The sequence below is a fragment of the Kribbella sp. NPDC051936 genome, assembly GCF_040680955.1.
Classification (GTDB): domain Bacteria; phylum Actinomycetota; class Actinomycetes; order Propionibacteriales; family Kribbellaceae; genus Kribbella.
In genome coordinates, this window is sequence record NZ_JBFAXS010000008.1 from 394403 (window position 1) to 407815 (window position 13413).

The following is a 13413-nucleotide window of genomic DNA, read 5'->3' on the forward strand; positions in this document are numbered from 1 at the left end:
CCATGCCCTACACCTTGTTGGCGTGGCGTATCACGTCGACCACGTCGGACATCATGCCGGTGAGGTCGTAGTCCTTCGGGGTGTAGACGGCGGCCACCCCGGCCGCGCGCAGTGCCTTGGCGTCGGCGTCGGGGACGATGCCGCCGACGACGACCGGGACGTCCTCCAGACCCGCCTCGCGAAGACCGTCGACGATCTGCGGGACCAGCTCCATGTGAGAGCCGGACAGGATCGAGAGGCCGACGCAGTGCACGTCCTCGGCGACCGCGGCGGCGACGATCTGCTCCGGCGTGAGGCGGATGCCCTGGTAGATGACCTCGAAACCGACGTCGCGCGCCCGGACCGCGACCTGTTCGGCGCCGTTCGAGTGGCCGTCGAGCCCGGGCTTGCCGACCAGGAGGCGGAGCCGGCCGCCCAGCTCCGCGGACGTCGCGGCCACCTTGTCCCGGACCGCGGCGATCTCGGCGCCGCCGCCGGACACACCGACGGATCCGGCGACCCCGGTCGGTGCGCGGTACTCGCCGTACATCTCCCGCAGCACGCCGGCCCACTCCCCGGTCGTCACACCGGCGCGGACACACTCCAGTGTCACGGGCATCAGGTTGTCGGTCGTCTTGGCGGCCGCGCGCAGCTTCGACAGCGCGCCCTCGACAGCGGCTTCGTCCCGCTCGGCACGCCAGGTCCGCAGCGACTCGAGCGCGGCTGCCTCGGCCGCCGGGTCGACGGTCTGGATCGCGGTGTCCAGGTCCGCGGTCAGCGGGGACGGTTCGGTGCTCTCGAACTTGTTCACACCGACGACGACCTGCTCACCGGACTCGATCCGCTGCCGCCGTTCGGCGTGCGACGCGACGAGTGCCTGCTTCAGGTACCCGGTCTCGACGGCGGCGACCGCACCGCCCATCGCCTGCACCCGGTCGATCTCCTCGCGCGCGCCGTCGACCAGCGCCGACACCTTCGCCTCGATGACGTGCGAGCCGTCGAAGATGTCGTCGTACTCGAGCAGGTCGGACTCGTAGGCCAGCACCTGCTGCATCCGCAGCGACCACTGCTGGTCCCACGGGCGCGGCAGCCCGAGCGCCTCGTTCCAGGCCGGCAGCTGGACGGCGCGGGCCCGCGCGTTCTTCGACAGCGTCACGCCGAGCATCTCGAGCACGATCCGCTGCACGTTGTTCTCCGGCTGCGCCTCGGTCAGCCCGAGCGAGTTCACCTGGACGCCGTACCGCAGCCGGCGGGCCTTCGGGTCCGTGACGCCGTACCGCTGCAGGGTCAGCTCGTCCCAGAGCTGGACGAAGGCGCGCATCTTGCAGGTCTCCTCGATGAACCGCACGCCGGCGTTCACGAAGAACGAGATCCGCTGCACGACATCACCGAACCGCTCCGGCGGCACCTGGCCGCCGTCGCGGACCCGGTCGAGGACCGCGATCGCGGTGGACAGCGCGAAGGCGAGCTCCTGCACCGGCGTCGCGCCGGCCTCCTGCAGGTGGTAGCTGCAGATGTTGATCGGGTTCCACTTCGGCATGTCCGCGACCGTGTACGCGATCAGGTCGGTGGTCAGCCGCAGCGAGGCGTCCGGCGGGAACGCGTACGTGCCGCGGGACAGGTACTCCTTGACGATGTCGTTCTGCGTGGTGCCGGTCAGCTCGGCCGGCGACGCGCCCTGCTCCTGCGCGGCCACCTGATAGAGCGCGAGCAGCCACATCGCGGTCGCATTGATCGTCATCGAGGTGTTCATCTGCGCCAGCGGGATCTGGTCGAACAGCGCCCGGACGTCACCGAGATGCGCGACCGGTACGCCGACCTTCCCGACTTCGCCCTTCGCGAGCGGGTGATCCGCGTCGTACCCGGTCTGGGTGGGCAGGTCGAACGCGACCGACAGTCCGGTCTGGCCCTTCGCGAGGTTCCGGCGGAACAGCGCGTTGGACTCCGCCGCGGACGAGTGGCCCGCGTACGTCCGCATCACCCAGGGTCGATCCATGTCGGTCGCCATGTACCCGAGAGTAGGACTCTGTGCCCTTGTGAGTCCGCTCCTCGTGACTGGCGTCACCAGGGGTGTGGGTCACATTCAGGCGCTGATGGGTAGCGGGGTCCGTTCGACCTTGAGGACGCGGTGCAGGCGGGTGACCGCGAGGATCCGGATCACCGACGGCATCGGGTGCCAGAGGACGAGTTGGCGGCCGAGCAGCTGGGTGCGGCGATGGGTCGCGACCAGCAGGCCCAGACCGGTCGCATCGACCGCGTCGACCTCCTCCAGGTCGACGATCACGTCGCCGTCGCAGGTGTCGATCAGGTCGTTGAGAGTTTGACGGACGTCGCCGACCGAGCGCACGTCCAGGATTCCGGTCAGATGCACCACGTTGTCAGGCTCGAGCATGTGCGTGCCCTCCGCTCTTCCGGCGGCCCCCGAGGTTTCCATCGGCCGCGTGACAGCGCTTGTGTTCGTAAAGACTCCCCGGAGACATAGAAGGTTGCCAAGGCCTCACGATCTTTTGTTTCGCGCGACAATGGTGTCCGTGTTCGCCGAGCAGTACTTCCTCTTCCCGGTCGTGGCCCTCGCTCTGGCCGGTGTGATGGTCCTGCTCTGCCGCTGGGCGTTCTCGAAGGCGAAGGGCGGATCGCTGGTCCGCCGCGTCGACCACCGTCCGGCCGAGCGGGACGCCTTCGGCCTGCTCGTCGACATTCGCACCGTGCCGAACCACAACGACGCCCGCGTGCTGGTCAGCCGCCTGCGCACCTTCGGGATCAAGGCGACCGCGGCCCGCACCACCGAGGGCTGGACGGTGTACGTCTGGCCGCGGGACGAGGCCGCCGCCCGCGGCCTGCTCGACGCTCCCTGAGCGGCCGTGTCCACCTGAGAGCGATCTCAGGCGTCACTCCACCATGACGTCTGAAGCTGGGGTCGCGTTTCCGTACCAGAATCCACCATGGCGCGATGTCGCACCCGTCACCGACGACGCCCGCATGCTGGAGGCGTCGGTGCGCGAGCCGGAGCGGTTCGCGGTGATCTTCGACCGGTACTACGGCCAGGTGCACGCGTACGTCGCGCGCCGGCTGGGGACCGATGTGGCGGACGACCTGGCCGCCGAGACGTTCCTGATCGCGTTCCGCCGGCGGGAGCGGTTCGACCGGCGCAGCGGCGCGGTCCGGGCATGGCTGTACGGGATCGCGACCAACCTGATCCGGCGGCACCGGCGCGACGAGGTCCGGGCGTGGCGGGCCGCGGCGAAGCTGCCGGCGCCGCTGCCCGCGGGAGCACCCGACGACCGGGTGACGGCACTCGTGACGGCGCAGGGCGCGTCCCGTGAACTGGCCGCCGCGTTGGCGAGGTTGAACGCGAAGGACCGGGAGGTCCTGTTGCTCGTCGCGCTCGGGCAGCTGACGTACGACGAGGTCGCGGCCGCGCTGGGAATCGCCTACGGCACAGTGTGCTCGCGACTGTCACGGGCCCGCCGGACGGTACGGGCAGCAGTCACGAATCCTTCGGAGGACGCGTCGTGAACGAGTTCGACGTACTGCGGAAGGCGTTTCCGGAGCAAGAGCCGCCGACTCCCGAGGCGGCCCGGGACGCGCGTCGCCAGCTGCAGGAGCTGATGCGCAAGCCTCGCGTGTCCCTCGTCCGGACCGGCTGGCTCGGGACCGCCGTTACCGCAGCCACCGCACTGGTGGCCGTGGCAGGGCTCGGCGGCGCGTTGCTGGTCGGACGCGGCGACGACGGGACCATGCCGAGCGGGCCGACGACCACTACTGCGCCGCGGCTCGCCACTGCGGCCGAGGTTTTGATCGCTGTCGCCGTACGGCAGGAGAAGGACGAGAAGGTGTCCGGCACGTACTTCCGGGTGCGGAGTCTGCAGGTGACCACGGGCAAATACGCACGGCGGACCATCACCGAGAGCTGGATGCCGATGAAGCCGGGCGTCGCCTCCTGGTTCGGCTGGGTGAACCTGGGCGAGAAGACCGCGCCGGTGGTGAACAAGATGTCGTTCCGCGACGTGCCGCCGGGCTACTTCCTGGGTGAGAAACCGCTGAGCGCCAAGCAGATCGCTGCGCTGCCGACCGACCCCGCGGTGCTCCGCAAGGTCCTCGCCAAGACGGCGGGTCCGGATCTGAACGCGGTCGACCAGGACTACGCCGTGTTCGCCGCGGCCGGACGGTTGCTGTTCGAGATGCCGTCGCCGCCCAAGCTCCGGGGCGCTGCCCTGCGGGTGCTGGCCGCCCTGCCCGGGACGCGCATCCGGACCGGCATCAAGGACCCGATCGGCCGCACCGGCACCGAGGTCAGCATCACGGCCGTCAAGCCGAGCGGCACGCGGACCGGCCTGTTCTGGAGCGGAGCGACGTACATCATCGATCCGGTCACCGGGCGCCTGCTCAGCTCCACGATTCGCGGGCCGAAAACAGGGTCCACCGTCGTTCTCGAGTCCGGCTGGACCGACGACCAGCCGACCCCGCCCTCCACCGCTGTCCGGTAGCCGGTCTTTGGTGGGGGTCTAGGGTCGGGGTATGGGGACTCTGCTTGAGCTGGATCTGACCCGCGGTGTGCTCGAGACACCGCCCGCTTCCCCGGTGGCCGCGTTCCGGGCGCGGCACCTGCCGACACTGCGCGAGCTGGTGGGCGCGCTGCGGAAGGGGGCGCGTGACGACAGTGTGGTCGGGGTCGTGGCGCACCTCGGCGGACACCGGCTGTCGCTCGCGCAGGTGCAGGAGCTGCGTGAGGCGGTGGCCGACTTCCGTACGTCGGGCAAGCCGGCCGTCGCGTGGACCGAATCGTTCGGCGAGTCCGGTCAGGGCACTGTGCCGTACTACCTGGCGACCGCGTTCGACGAGATCTGGCTGCAGCCGTCCGGCGACCTGGCCGTCACCGGCGTCTCCGTGCAGGCCGTCTTCGTCCGCGGCGCGCTCGACAAGGCCGGCGTGATCCCGCAGTTCGGCAAGCGGCGTGAGTACAAGACCGCTGCCGACACGTTCACCGAGCGGGAGATGACCCCGCCGGCCCGCGAGATGGCGTCGCGGCTCGCGGAGTCGGCGTACGAGCAGATCGTCGAGGGCATCGCCGTACGGCGGCGTCTGGACACCGCACGCGTCCGGGAGCTCGTCGACAGCGCACCGCTGGCCGCACAGGCCGGCCTGGATGCCGGACTGATCGATCGGCTCGGCTACCGGTCGGACGTGTACGACGAGCTCGAGAAGACGCTTCAGTACGACAACCGGCTGCTGGCCGAGCGGTACATCCGGCGTGGTCCGCGGACCCTCGAAGACGTCCGGAAGGCGCTCCCCTGGCCGCAGAAGCCGCTGGTGGCGGTCGTCCGCGTGACAGGCGGCATCTCGGTCGGCCGCAACTCGAACAGCCCGCTCGGCGGCCCTGGCTCCGGCTCCGACACCATCGGCGCCGCGCTGCGCGCTGTCGCGGACAACGACCATGTGAAGGCGGTCGTCCTGCGAGTCGACAGCCCGGGCGGTTCGTATGTCGCCTCGGACGCGATCCGCAACGAGGTACTGCGGTTGCGCTCGACCGGACGCCCTGTGATCGCGTCGATGGGCGGAGTGGCAGCGTCCGGCGGGTACTTCGTCGCGATGCCGGCCGACGTGATTGTGGCCCAGCCGGGCACGATCACCGGGTCGATCGGCGTGCTGACCGGCAAGGGCGTCGTCCGCGACGCGCTGGGGCGGATCGGCATCTCGCGGGAGGCCGTGTCCGAGGGTGAGAACGCGCAGATGTACTCGGCCCAGGAAGAGTTCACCGACGAGCAGTGGGCGCGCCTGGAGGAGACGCTCGACCGGATCTACAAGGACTTCGTCGCCAAGGCCGCCCAGGACCGCGGGCTGCCCGAGGACCGGCTGGAGTCGCTGGCCCGCGGACGGGTCTGGACCGGTGCGGACGCGCACAGTCACAAGCTGGTCGACGAACTCGGCGGCTTCCAGCACGCGCTCACACTCGCCTGCAACCGGGCCGGTCTGGACCGCGAGGAGATCGCCGTGACGTCGGTCCCGCACCGCAACCTGCTGAGTCAGCTCAAGGCCCCGACGACGACCGATGATCTGGCGGTCAGTGCGGCGCCGTTGACGCTCGACGGCCTGACCACCGGCCTTTACAGCGCACTCGGGCTGCCGCCCGCCGGCGTACTGCGGATGCCGTTCAGTTGGGAGATCGGCTAGTCCCGTTCGCCGCCGGGGACCCAGAGGACGTCGCCGCCGGACGAGAGGTTGGCGACCCGGCCGAGGATGAAGAGCAGGTCGGACAGGCGGTTCAGATAGGTGATCGCGAGCAGGTTGATCGACGGGCCGTGGGTTTCGACGGCGGCCCAGCCGGCCCGCTCGGCGCGGCGGACCACCGCGCGCGCGACGTTCAGGTACGCGGCGCCCTCGGTGCCGCCGGGCAGGATGAACGAGCGGAGCTTGGTCAAACGACCGTTGTAGTCGTCGCACCAGGACTCCAGCCGGTCGACGTAGTCCTGGGTGATGCGCAGCGGCGGGTACTCCGGGTCGGGCGTGATCGGGTTGCACAGGTCCGCGCCGACGTCGAACAGGTCGTTCTGGATCCGGGTCAGCAGCACCACGATCGCGCTGTTCAGGTGCCCGGCCGCGATGGCCACCCCGATCGCGGAATTCGCCTCGTCGACCTCGCCGTACGCCGCCAGTCGCGGGTCCGTCTTCGAGGTCGTGGAGTTGTCGCCGAGACGGGTCTCGCCGGCGTCACCGGTGCGGGTGTAGATCCGCGTCAAGTTCACAGCCATGCCAGGACTCTACGCAAAGCCCGGCGAGGTCAAACGCTACAGTCGACCGGTGGAACGGTTTCGAATCGCGGGTGAGGCACGGCTCGAGGGCGCTGTCGAGGTGGCCGGGGCGAAGAACAGTGTGCTCAAGCTAATGGCGGCGGCGCTGCTGGCGGAAGGTACGACGACGCTGCGGCAGGTGCCGGGCATTCTCGACGTCACCTTCATGGCGCAACTGCTGGACACCCTCGGGTGCGAGGTGACGGTGGACGCCGAGCAACGGCTCGCGACGATCGCCGTACCGGGCACCATCGGGCACCAGTGCGACTACGACCTGGTCCGCAAGCTGCGCGCGTCGATCTCGGTCCTCGGCCCGCTGCTGGCCCGCTGCGGCCAGGCGGAGGTCGCGCTGCCGGGCGGCGACAACATCGGCTCCCGCGGCCTGAACATGCACGTCGCCGGCCTGGAGTCGATGGGCGCGAAGGTGCACATCGAGCACGGCTTCGTGATCGCCGAGGCTCCGCAGGGCCTGCACGGCGCCGAGGTCTGGCTGGACTTCCCGAGCGTCGGCGCCACCGAGACGATCATGATGGCCGCGGTGCTCGCGCGCGGGACGACGATCATCGAGAACGCCGCCCGCGAGCCGGAGATCCAGGACATCGCGGCGATGCTCGTCGAGATGGGCGCGCAGATCGACGGCGCCGGCTCGCCGCGGATCGAGATCACCGGCGTGGACGGGCTGCTGAACCCGGTCGAGCACGTGGTGGTGCCGGACCGGATCGTGTCCGGCAGCTGGGCGTTCGCGGCCGCGATCACCAAGGGTGACGTCACCGTCGCGAACGGGCACGCGGAGCACCTGGAGCTGCCGCTCGACAAGCTGCACAAGGCCGGCGCCGAGATCACCGTGCTGAACCCGGGTTTCCGGGTCCGGATGGACGACCGGCCGAAGCCGGTGGACGTGGTGACGCTCCCCTACCCCGGGTTCGCCACCGACCTGCAGGCGTTCGTGATCGCGCTGAACGCGATCAGCGACGGCGCCGCCATGGTCACCGAGAACCTGTTCGAGGGCCGGTTCACGTTCGCGCAGGAGCTGACCCGGCTGGGCGCCCAGATCCAGACCGACGGGCATCACGCCGTGGTCCGCGGCGTACCGCGGCTGTCGGGCGCGCCCGTGGTCGCCTCGGACATCCGCGCCGGGGCCGCGCTGGTGCTGGCCGGCCTCGCCGCCGAGGGCGAGACGCTGGTGTCCGCGGCCCACCACGTGCACCGCGGCTACACCGACTTCGCCGGCAACCTCCGCCGTCTCGGCGCCGACGTCGTCGTGGAACCTGACGACGCAGAGATGTACTGGAGCTGAGCCGCCGCCCCCTCGGCCATCTCAGGGGTCAACCCCTCAGCTGGCCGGTCGGCACCTGGCATGCCGGCGGGCAGACCGACCAGGTCAGGGGTTGACCCCTCGGATTGCCGCGGGCGGGTTAGGGTCTGACGCATGAGCGAGCGTGTGGTGCGGCCGGTCGGGCGGGGCTTCTTGTTCCTGGATTCGCATCCGGCTGGGTGTGCGCGGGTGGTACGGGACATGGCCGCGGAGGCCGGGCAGCGTGCGGCGGAGCGGCGTACGGCACTCGTGATCGGGTCCAGCTCGGGGTACGGACTCGCGACGACGATCGCCGGCCTGGCGCGCTACGGGATCGACGGCATCGGCATCTGCTTCGAGAAGGCCGCCACCGCCCGACGTACGGCGACCGCCGGCTGGTACCGCACCGCCGAGACCTCCGCGCTGGCCGCTCAGCTCGGCCGCTCGTGGACGTTCGTGAATGCGGACGCCTTCGCGGACACCACCAAGGACGAGGTCCTCGACCTGGTTGCCTCGCAGCTCGGCGGGATCGATCACCTGGTCTACAGCGTCGCCGCACCGCGTCGTACGGACCCGCGCACCGGCGAGACGTACCAGTCGGTGCTGAAGGCGATCGGCGCCGAGCACACCACGAAGAGCCTCGCGTTCGACGACGGTGCGCCGGTGCTGCAGGAGGTCGGGATCGAGGTCGCGACCGACGACGAGATCGCGCAGACCGTGAAGGTGATGGGCGGCGAAGACTGGGCCCGCTGGATCACTGCGCTGCGCGAACGCGACCTGCTCAAGCCCGGTTTCAACACCGTCGCCCTCACCTACATCGGCTCCGAGCTGACCGGCCGGCTGTATCGCCAGGGCTCGATCGGCGCGGCCAAGGCGGACCTGGAGCAGACCGCACTGAAGCTGGCTGCCGACGGCGTGACCGCGATGACATCGGTGAACGGCGCCGCCGTCACGCAGGCGTCGTCGGCGATCCCCGGCATCGGCCTGTACGTCAGCCTGCTGCACAAGGTGACCGGCCTGCAGACCCCCGTCGAGCAGTCGATCGCGCTCTGGGACCAGCTCACCGGCGAGACCCCGCTCGACCTGGACGACGAGGGCCGCATCCGCCTCGACCGCTGGGAACTCAACGACGAGGTCCAGTCCGCCGTCCGCACCCAATGGGAGTCCGTGACGCCCGACAACATCGCGTCGGTCGCGGACGCTGACTGGTTCCTCGCCGAAGTCCGCCGCCTGTACGGCTTCGACGTACCCGGCGTGGACTACGACGCCGAGACCGAGGTCGACGTGGAGTGGCCTACAACGGCTTGAACGACACCATTTCCAGGACGAGTTCGCCGGCCTCGTCGGAGGCGTTGAGGTCGACGGACGCGGTGATGCGCCAGTCGTGGTTGCCCTCCGGGTCGTCGATGATCTGCTGGACCTCCCAGTAGCCGGGGTGCTCCTCGACCAGGAACAGTGCGGGACCGCGGGCGGCCGGACCGGTGCCGACGACGTCGTGCTCGGCGTAGTACGCCGTACCGGCCTCGGCCCAGCGGCCCGCGTCCCAGCCGGCCTCGCTGTCGAGCTGACCGAGCTCGGCCCAGCGGTGCAGGGCGAGTAGCTCGACGCGACGGAACATCGCGTTGCGGACCAGGACCCGGAAAGCCCTGGTGTTCAAGGTGATCCGGCGCGGACCGGCCGGCGTCGGCTCGGCCGCCTCCTCCTCGGTGGGGTTGGTCAGCTCCTCCCACTCGTCGAGGAGGCTGGAGTCGGTCTGGCGGACCACTTCGCCGAGCCACTCGATCAGGTCGGCGAGGTCCTCGTTCACCTTGTCCGGCGGGACGGTCTGCCGCAGCGCCTTGTACGCGTCGCTGAGATAGCGCAGGACGATGCCTTCGGAGCGGGCCAGACCGTAGTACCCGATGAACTCGCCGAACGTCATCGCGCGCTCGAACATGTCCCGGACGACGGCCTTCGGCGACAGCCCGGTGTCCGCGATCCACGGGTGCGTCTGCCGGTACATCTCGAACGTTGCCTCGAGCAACTCCGCGAGCGGCTTCGGCCAGCTGACGTCCTCGAGCAGCTCCATCCGCTCGTCGTACTCGATGCCCTGGGCCTTCATCGCGTTCACCGCCTCGCCCCTGGCGTGGTGCTCCTGCGCCCAGAGCACGGCCCGCGGGTCCTCCAGCGTGGCCTCGATGATCGAGACCACGTCGAGGGCGTACGACGGGTCGGCCGGGTCCAGCAGGTCCAGCGCCGCCAGCGCGAACGTGGACAGCGGCTGGTTGAGGCTGAAGTCCTTCTGCAGGTCGACGGTCAGGCGGAGGATCCGGCCGTTCTCGTCCGGCTCGTCGAGGCGCTCCACCACGCCGGCGGTGACGAGCGTGCGGTAGATCTGGATCGCACGGCGGATCAGCCGGACCTGCGCCTTGGCGTCCTCGTGGTTGTCGCGGAGCAGCCGCCGCATGCTCTCGAACGCGTTGCCGTCGCGGGCGATGACGTTGAGCAGCATCGCGTGGCTGACCCGCATCCGCGACCGGAGCGCCTCGGGCTCGGCCGCGACCAGCCGGTCGAAGGTGTCCTCGCCCCAGGTGACGAAACCCTCCGGCGGCTTCTTCCGCTGCACCTTGCGCTGCTTCTTCGGGTCGTCACCGGCCTTCGCGAGGGCCTTGACGTTCTCGACGACGTGGTCCGGCGCCTGCACGACGACGGTGCCGGACGTGTCGTACCCGGCCCGGCCGGCGCGGCCCGCGATCTGGTGGAACTCGCGCGCCTTCAGGATCCGCTGGCGGCGGCCGTCGTACTTGCTGAGCGCGGTGAGGACGACGGTCCGGATCGGGACGTTGATGCCGACGCCGAGGGTGTCGGTGCCGCAGATGACCTTGAGCAGCCCGGCCTGCGCGAGCTGCTCGACGAGCCGGCGGTACTTCGGCAGCATGCCGGCGTGGTGGACGCCGATGCCATGCTTCACCAGCCGCTGCAGCGTCCGGCCGAAACCCTTGCTGAACCGGAAGTTCCCGATCAGCTCGTTGATCTTCTCCTTCTCCTCCTTCGAGGAGACGTTGATGCTCATCAGCGCCTGGGCGCGTTCGAGGGCGGCCGCCTGGGTGAAGTGCACGACGTACACCGGGGCCTGGTGGGTGGTGAGCAGCTCTTCGAGAGTCTCGTGCAGCGCGGTGGTGACGTACTTGTAGATGAGCGGGACCGGACGCTCGCCGGACGCGACGATCGCGGTCGGGCGGGCGGTGCGGCGGGAGAGGTCGATCTTGAAACGCTCGACGTCGCCGAGGGTCGCGGACATCAGGACGAACTGCGCCTTCGGCAGTTCGAGCAGCGGCACCTGCCAGGCCCAGCCGCGATCCGGCTCGGAGTAGAAGTGGAACTCGTCCATCACCACCTGGCCGACGTCCGCGTCCGCCCCTTCGCGCAGGGCGATGTTCGCCAGCACCTCCGCCGTACAGCAGATGATCGGAGCGCCGGCGTTGACGGCGGCGTCACCGGTCAGCATGCCGACCTTGTCCGCCCCGAACACGTCACACAGCGCGAAGAACTTCTCCGACACCAGCGCCTTGATCGGCGCGGTGTAGAACGTCCGCTGCCCGTTGGCCAGCGCGGCGAAGTGCGCGCCGGTCGCCACCAGGCTCTTCCCGGACCCGGTCGGCGTCGACAGGATCACGTTCGACCCCGTCATCACCTCGATCAGCGCCTCTTCCTGCGCCGGGTACAACGAGATCCCCTGCTCGGTCACCCAGCGCGCGAACGCGTCATACAGGTCGTCAGGCTCGGTCGTCCCCGGAACGTTCTCGGTCAGCGTCATCACCGACCATTGTCCCCGAACGGACAATCCACCATCGCCGCCGGGTCCGGCGCACCCATCCGGTAGCTCGCCTGCCGCCGCCGGGTCGATGCGGTGGCATCGCGTGCAACGTCGACAGGAGTCATCCGCCAACCACGCCGCGACCGGAGACGCGCCAGGCGCACCAAGGGCGGAGGTGGACGAAGACATCCTGTCGAGATTGCACAACTACCGTTCGGCTCGGTTTGGGGACCGTTCGGCGATGGAATCAGTGCAAACGATTGCAAGCATTTCTATTCGAGGGTGACTTGATGGGCATGACTTCTACTTCGTGGCGCCGGATGGGCGCGAGTTTGCTGGTGGCGGCGGTGGGTGCGGCGGGGCTGGTGGCGGCCGGGCCGGACGATCAGGGGACGACGGGAGGTGGTGGCGCGCTGGTGACGACCTGGGGTGCGGCGGACGACATCGCCGGCGGGACGTTGAGCGACATGACGGTGCGGAACGTGCTGCGGACGTCCGTCGGCGGGGAGGACCTGCGGATCCGGATCTCCAACGCGAACGGGGACCAGCCGCTGGTGTCGGACTCGGTGTACGTCGGGCGGCAGGACAGCGGCGCGAGCGTGGTGCCCGGGACGAGCCGGCGCCTGACGTTCGGCGGCAGCACGACGGTGACGATCCCGCCGGGCGCGATGGCGATCAGCGATCCGCTGCCGGGCGCGGTGCCGGCGCTGACCAAGCTGACGGTCAGCCTGCACGTGGTCGGGACGACGGGTGTGATCACCGCGCACAACCGGGCGATGCAGCACAGCTACAAGTCGACGTCCGGCGATCACGCGGCCGAGGAGTCGAGTACGGCGTACCAGACGGAGTCGTCGGCCTGGTTCTTCCTGAACGCCGCGATCGTCGAGGCGCCGCGGCCGGTCGAGACGGTCGCGACGCTCGGCGACTCGATCACGTCGTCGGTCGGTTCGACGATCGACACCGACCGGCGATGGCCGGACGTCCTCGCCGCCCGGTACGCGCAGCTGCCCGAACCGCGGCGGCTCGCGATCTCGAACGAGGGCATCTCGGGCAACCGGGTGCTCGGCGGGGTCGCGAAGGCGGGCAGCGCCGGGGCGAGTGCGCTGGCCCGGCTGGACAAGGACGTGCTGACGAAGCCCGGCGTACGGACGGTGCTGGTGCTGGAGGGGATCAACGACATCTACGCAGGGGCGACGACCGAACAGCTGATCGCCGGGTACCGGCAGCTGATCGCGCGGGTGCACGGGTCCGGCCGGTGCATCGTGGGCGGGACGCTGACGCCGATGGGCAGCTCGTTCGTCTACACGCCGGAGAAGGAGGCGATCCGGCAGGCGGTCAACACGTTCGTCCGCAGCAGCGGTGAGTTCGACGGGGTGGCCGACTTCGATGCCGCCACCCGCGACCCCGCCGACCCGTCGCGCCTCGCGGCGGCGTACGACGGCGGCGACGGCCTGCACCCCAACGACGCGGGAAGTGCGGCCATGGGCAACGCTCCCAACCTCGACTCGCTCCGCTGTCAGTAGTGGGAACCGGGTGCACCACCGCGCGGGCGGTGC

Annotated in this window: 11 protein-coding genes; 7 read left to right on the top strand and 4 right to left on the bottom strand. The window is 70.0% G+C overall.

Annotated elements, in window-relative coordinates; genetic code table 11:
• Positions 1-7: 7 nt before the first annotated feature.
• Together AB0L64_RS29360 and AB0L64_RS29365 are read right to left on the bottom strand one after the other, a co-directional pair.
• Complete coding sequence (locus AB0L64_RS29360) at positions 8-1987, bottom strand: protein meaA (RefSeq protein ID WP_363715200.1); 1980 nt, start codon at positions 1985-1987, stop codon at positions 8-10.
• 75 nt (positions 1988-2062) lie between these two features.
• Complete coding sequence (locus tag AB0L64_RS29365; protein WP_363715202.1) at positions 2063-2371, bottom strand: STAS domain-containing protein; 309 nt, start codon at positions 2369-2371, stop codon at positions 2063-2065.
• Positions 2372-2501: 130 nt separating this feature from the next.
• Between AB0L64_RS29365 and AB0L64_RS29370 the strand changes: the two genes are divergently transcribed.
• Genes AB0L64_RS29370 through sppA form a run of 4 tightly spaced genes read left to right on the top strand, consistent with a single transcriptional unit; the run spans position 2502 to position 6150 of the window.
• Positions 2502-2834: a hypothetical protein gene (locus AB0L64_RS29370; RefSeq protein WP_363715204.1), complete on the top strand. Its 333-nt coding sequence runs from the start codon at positions 2502-2504 to the stop codon at positions 2832-2834.
• 43 nt (positions 2835-2877) lie between these two features.
• Positions 2878-3495 carry an RNA polymerase sigma factor gene (locus AB0L64_RS29375; RefSeq protein ID WP_363715206.1) on the top strand — a complete coding sequence of 206 codons (618 nt, stop codon included), beginning with the start codon at positions 2878-2880 and terminating at the stop codon, positions 3493-3495.
• The gene (locus AB0L64_RS29380; protein ID WP_363715208.1) at positions 3492-4466 is read left to right on the top strand and encodes a CU044_5270 family protein; all 975 of its coding nucleotides are present in this window, start codon (positions 3492-3494) and stop codon (positions 4464-4466) included. Before AB0L64_RS29375 ends, AB0L64_RS29380 begins: the two co-directional genes overlap by 4 nt.
• Positions 4467-4497: 31 nt before the next feature.
• Positions 4498-6150 (top strand): signal peptide peptidase SppA, encoded by a 1653-nt coding sequence (gene sppA / locus AB0L64_RS29385; protein WP_363715210.1) that lies wholly within the window; start codon positions 4498-4500, stop codon positions 6148-6150.
• Here the strand turns inward: sppA and AB0L64_RS29390 are convergent.
• Complete coding sequence (locus AB0L64_RS29390) at positions 6147-6728, bottom strand: cob(I)yrinic acid a,c-diamide adenosyltransferase (protein WP_363715212.1); 582 nt, start codon at positions 6726-6728, stop codon at positions 6147-6149. The two genes, sppA and AB0L64_RS29390, sit on opposite strands and share 4 nt — an antisense overlap.
• Positions 6729-6777: 49 nt before the next feature.
• On the opposite strand from AB0L64_RS29390, the gene murA reads away from it, so the two are divergent.
• Positions 6778-8064, top strand: a complete 1287-nt coding sequence (gene murA, locus AB0L64_RS29395; protein WP_363715214.1) for a UDP-N-acetylglucosamine 1-carboxyvinyltransferase — start codon at positions 6778-6780, stop codon at positions 8062-8064.
• 132 nt (positions 8065-8196) lie between these two features.
• On the top strand, positions 8197-9369 hold the full coding sequence (fabV, locus tag AB0L64_RS29400; protein ID WP_363715216.1) for an enoyl-[acyl-carrier-protein] reductase FabV: 1173 nt from the start codon (positions 8197-8199) through the stop codon (positions 9367-9369).
• Here the strand turns inward: fabV and AB0L64_RS29405 are convergent.
• Positions 9356-11857, bottom strand: a complete 2502-nt coding sequence (locus AB0L64_RS29405; RefSeq protein ID WP_363715217.1) for a DUF3516 domain-containing protein — start codon at positions 11855-11857, stop codon at positions 9356-9358. The genes fabV and AB0L64_RS29405 overlap by 14 nt on opposite strands.
• 296 nt (positions 11858-12153) lie before the next feature.
• Here AB0L64_RS29405 and AB0L64_RS29410 point away from each other — a divergent pair, with 296 nt between their 5' ends.
• Positions 12154-13380, top strand: coding sequence for an SGNH/GDSL hydrolase family protein (locus AB0L64_RS29410; protein ID WP_363715219.1), 1227 nt, complete (start codon positions 12154-12156; stop codon positions 13378-13380).
• Positions 13381-13413 lie beyond the last annotated feature (33 nt).

Bases quoted from the DNA above. Each gene is read 5' to 3' on its own strand.
- AB0L64_RS29360 (WP_363715200.1), bottom strand. From the start codon at position 1,987: ATGGCGACCGACATGGATCGACCCTGGGTGATGCGGACGTACGCGGGC.
- AB0L64_RS29365 (WP_363715202.1), bottom strand. From the start codon at position 2,371: ATGCTCGAGCCTGACAACGTGGTGCATCTGACCGGAATCCTGGACGTG.
- AB0L64_RS29370 (WP_363715204.1), top strand. From the start codon at position 2,502: ATGGTGTCCGTGTTCGCCGAGCAGTACTTCCTCTTCCCGGTCGTGGCC.
- AB0L64_RS29375 (WP_363715206.1), top strand. From the start codon at position 2,878: ATGACGTCTGAAGCTGGGGTCGCGTTTCCGTACCAGAATCCACCATGG.
- sppA (WP_363715210.1), top strand. From the start codon at position 4,498: ATGGGGACTCTGCTTGAGCTGGATCTGACCCGCGGTGTGCTCGAGACA.
- AB0L64_RS29390 (WP_363715212.1), bottom strand. From the start codon at position 6,728: ATGGCTGTGAACTTGACGCGGATCTACACCCGCACCGGTGACGCCGGC.
- fabV (WP_363715216.1), top strand. From the start codon at position 8,197: ATGAGCGAGCGTGTGGTGCGGCCGGTCGGGCGGGGCTTCTTGTTCCTG.
- AB0L64_RS29405 (WP_363715217.1), bottom strand. From the start codon at position 11,857: ATGACGCTGACCGAGAACGTTCCGGGGACGACCGAGCCTGACGACCTG.
- AB0L64_RS29410 (WP_363715219.1), top strand. From the start codon at position 12,154: ATGACTTCTACTTCGTGGCGCCGGATGGGCGCGAGTTTGCTGGTGGCG.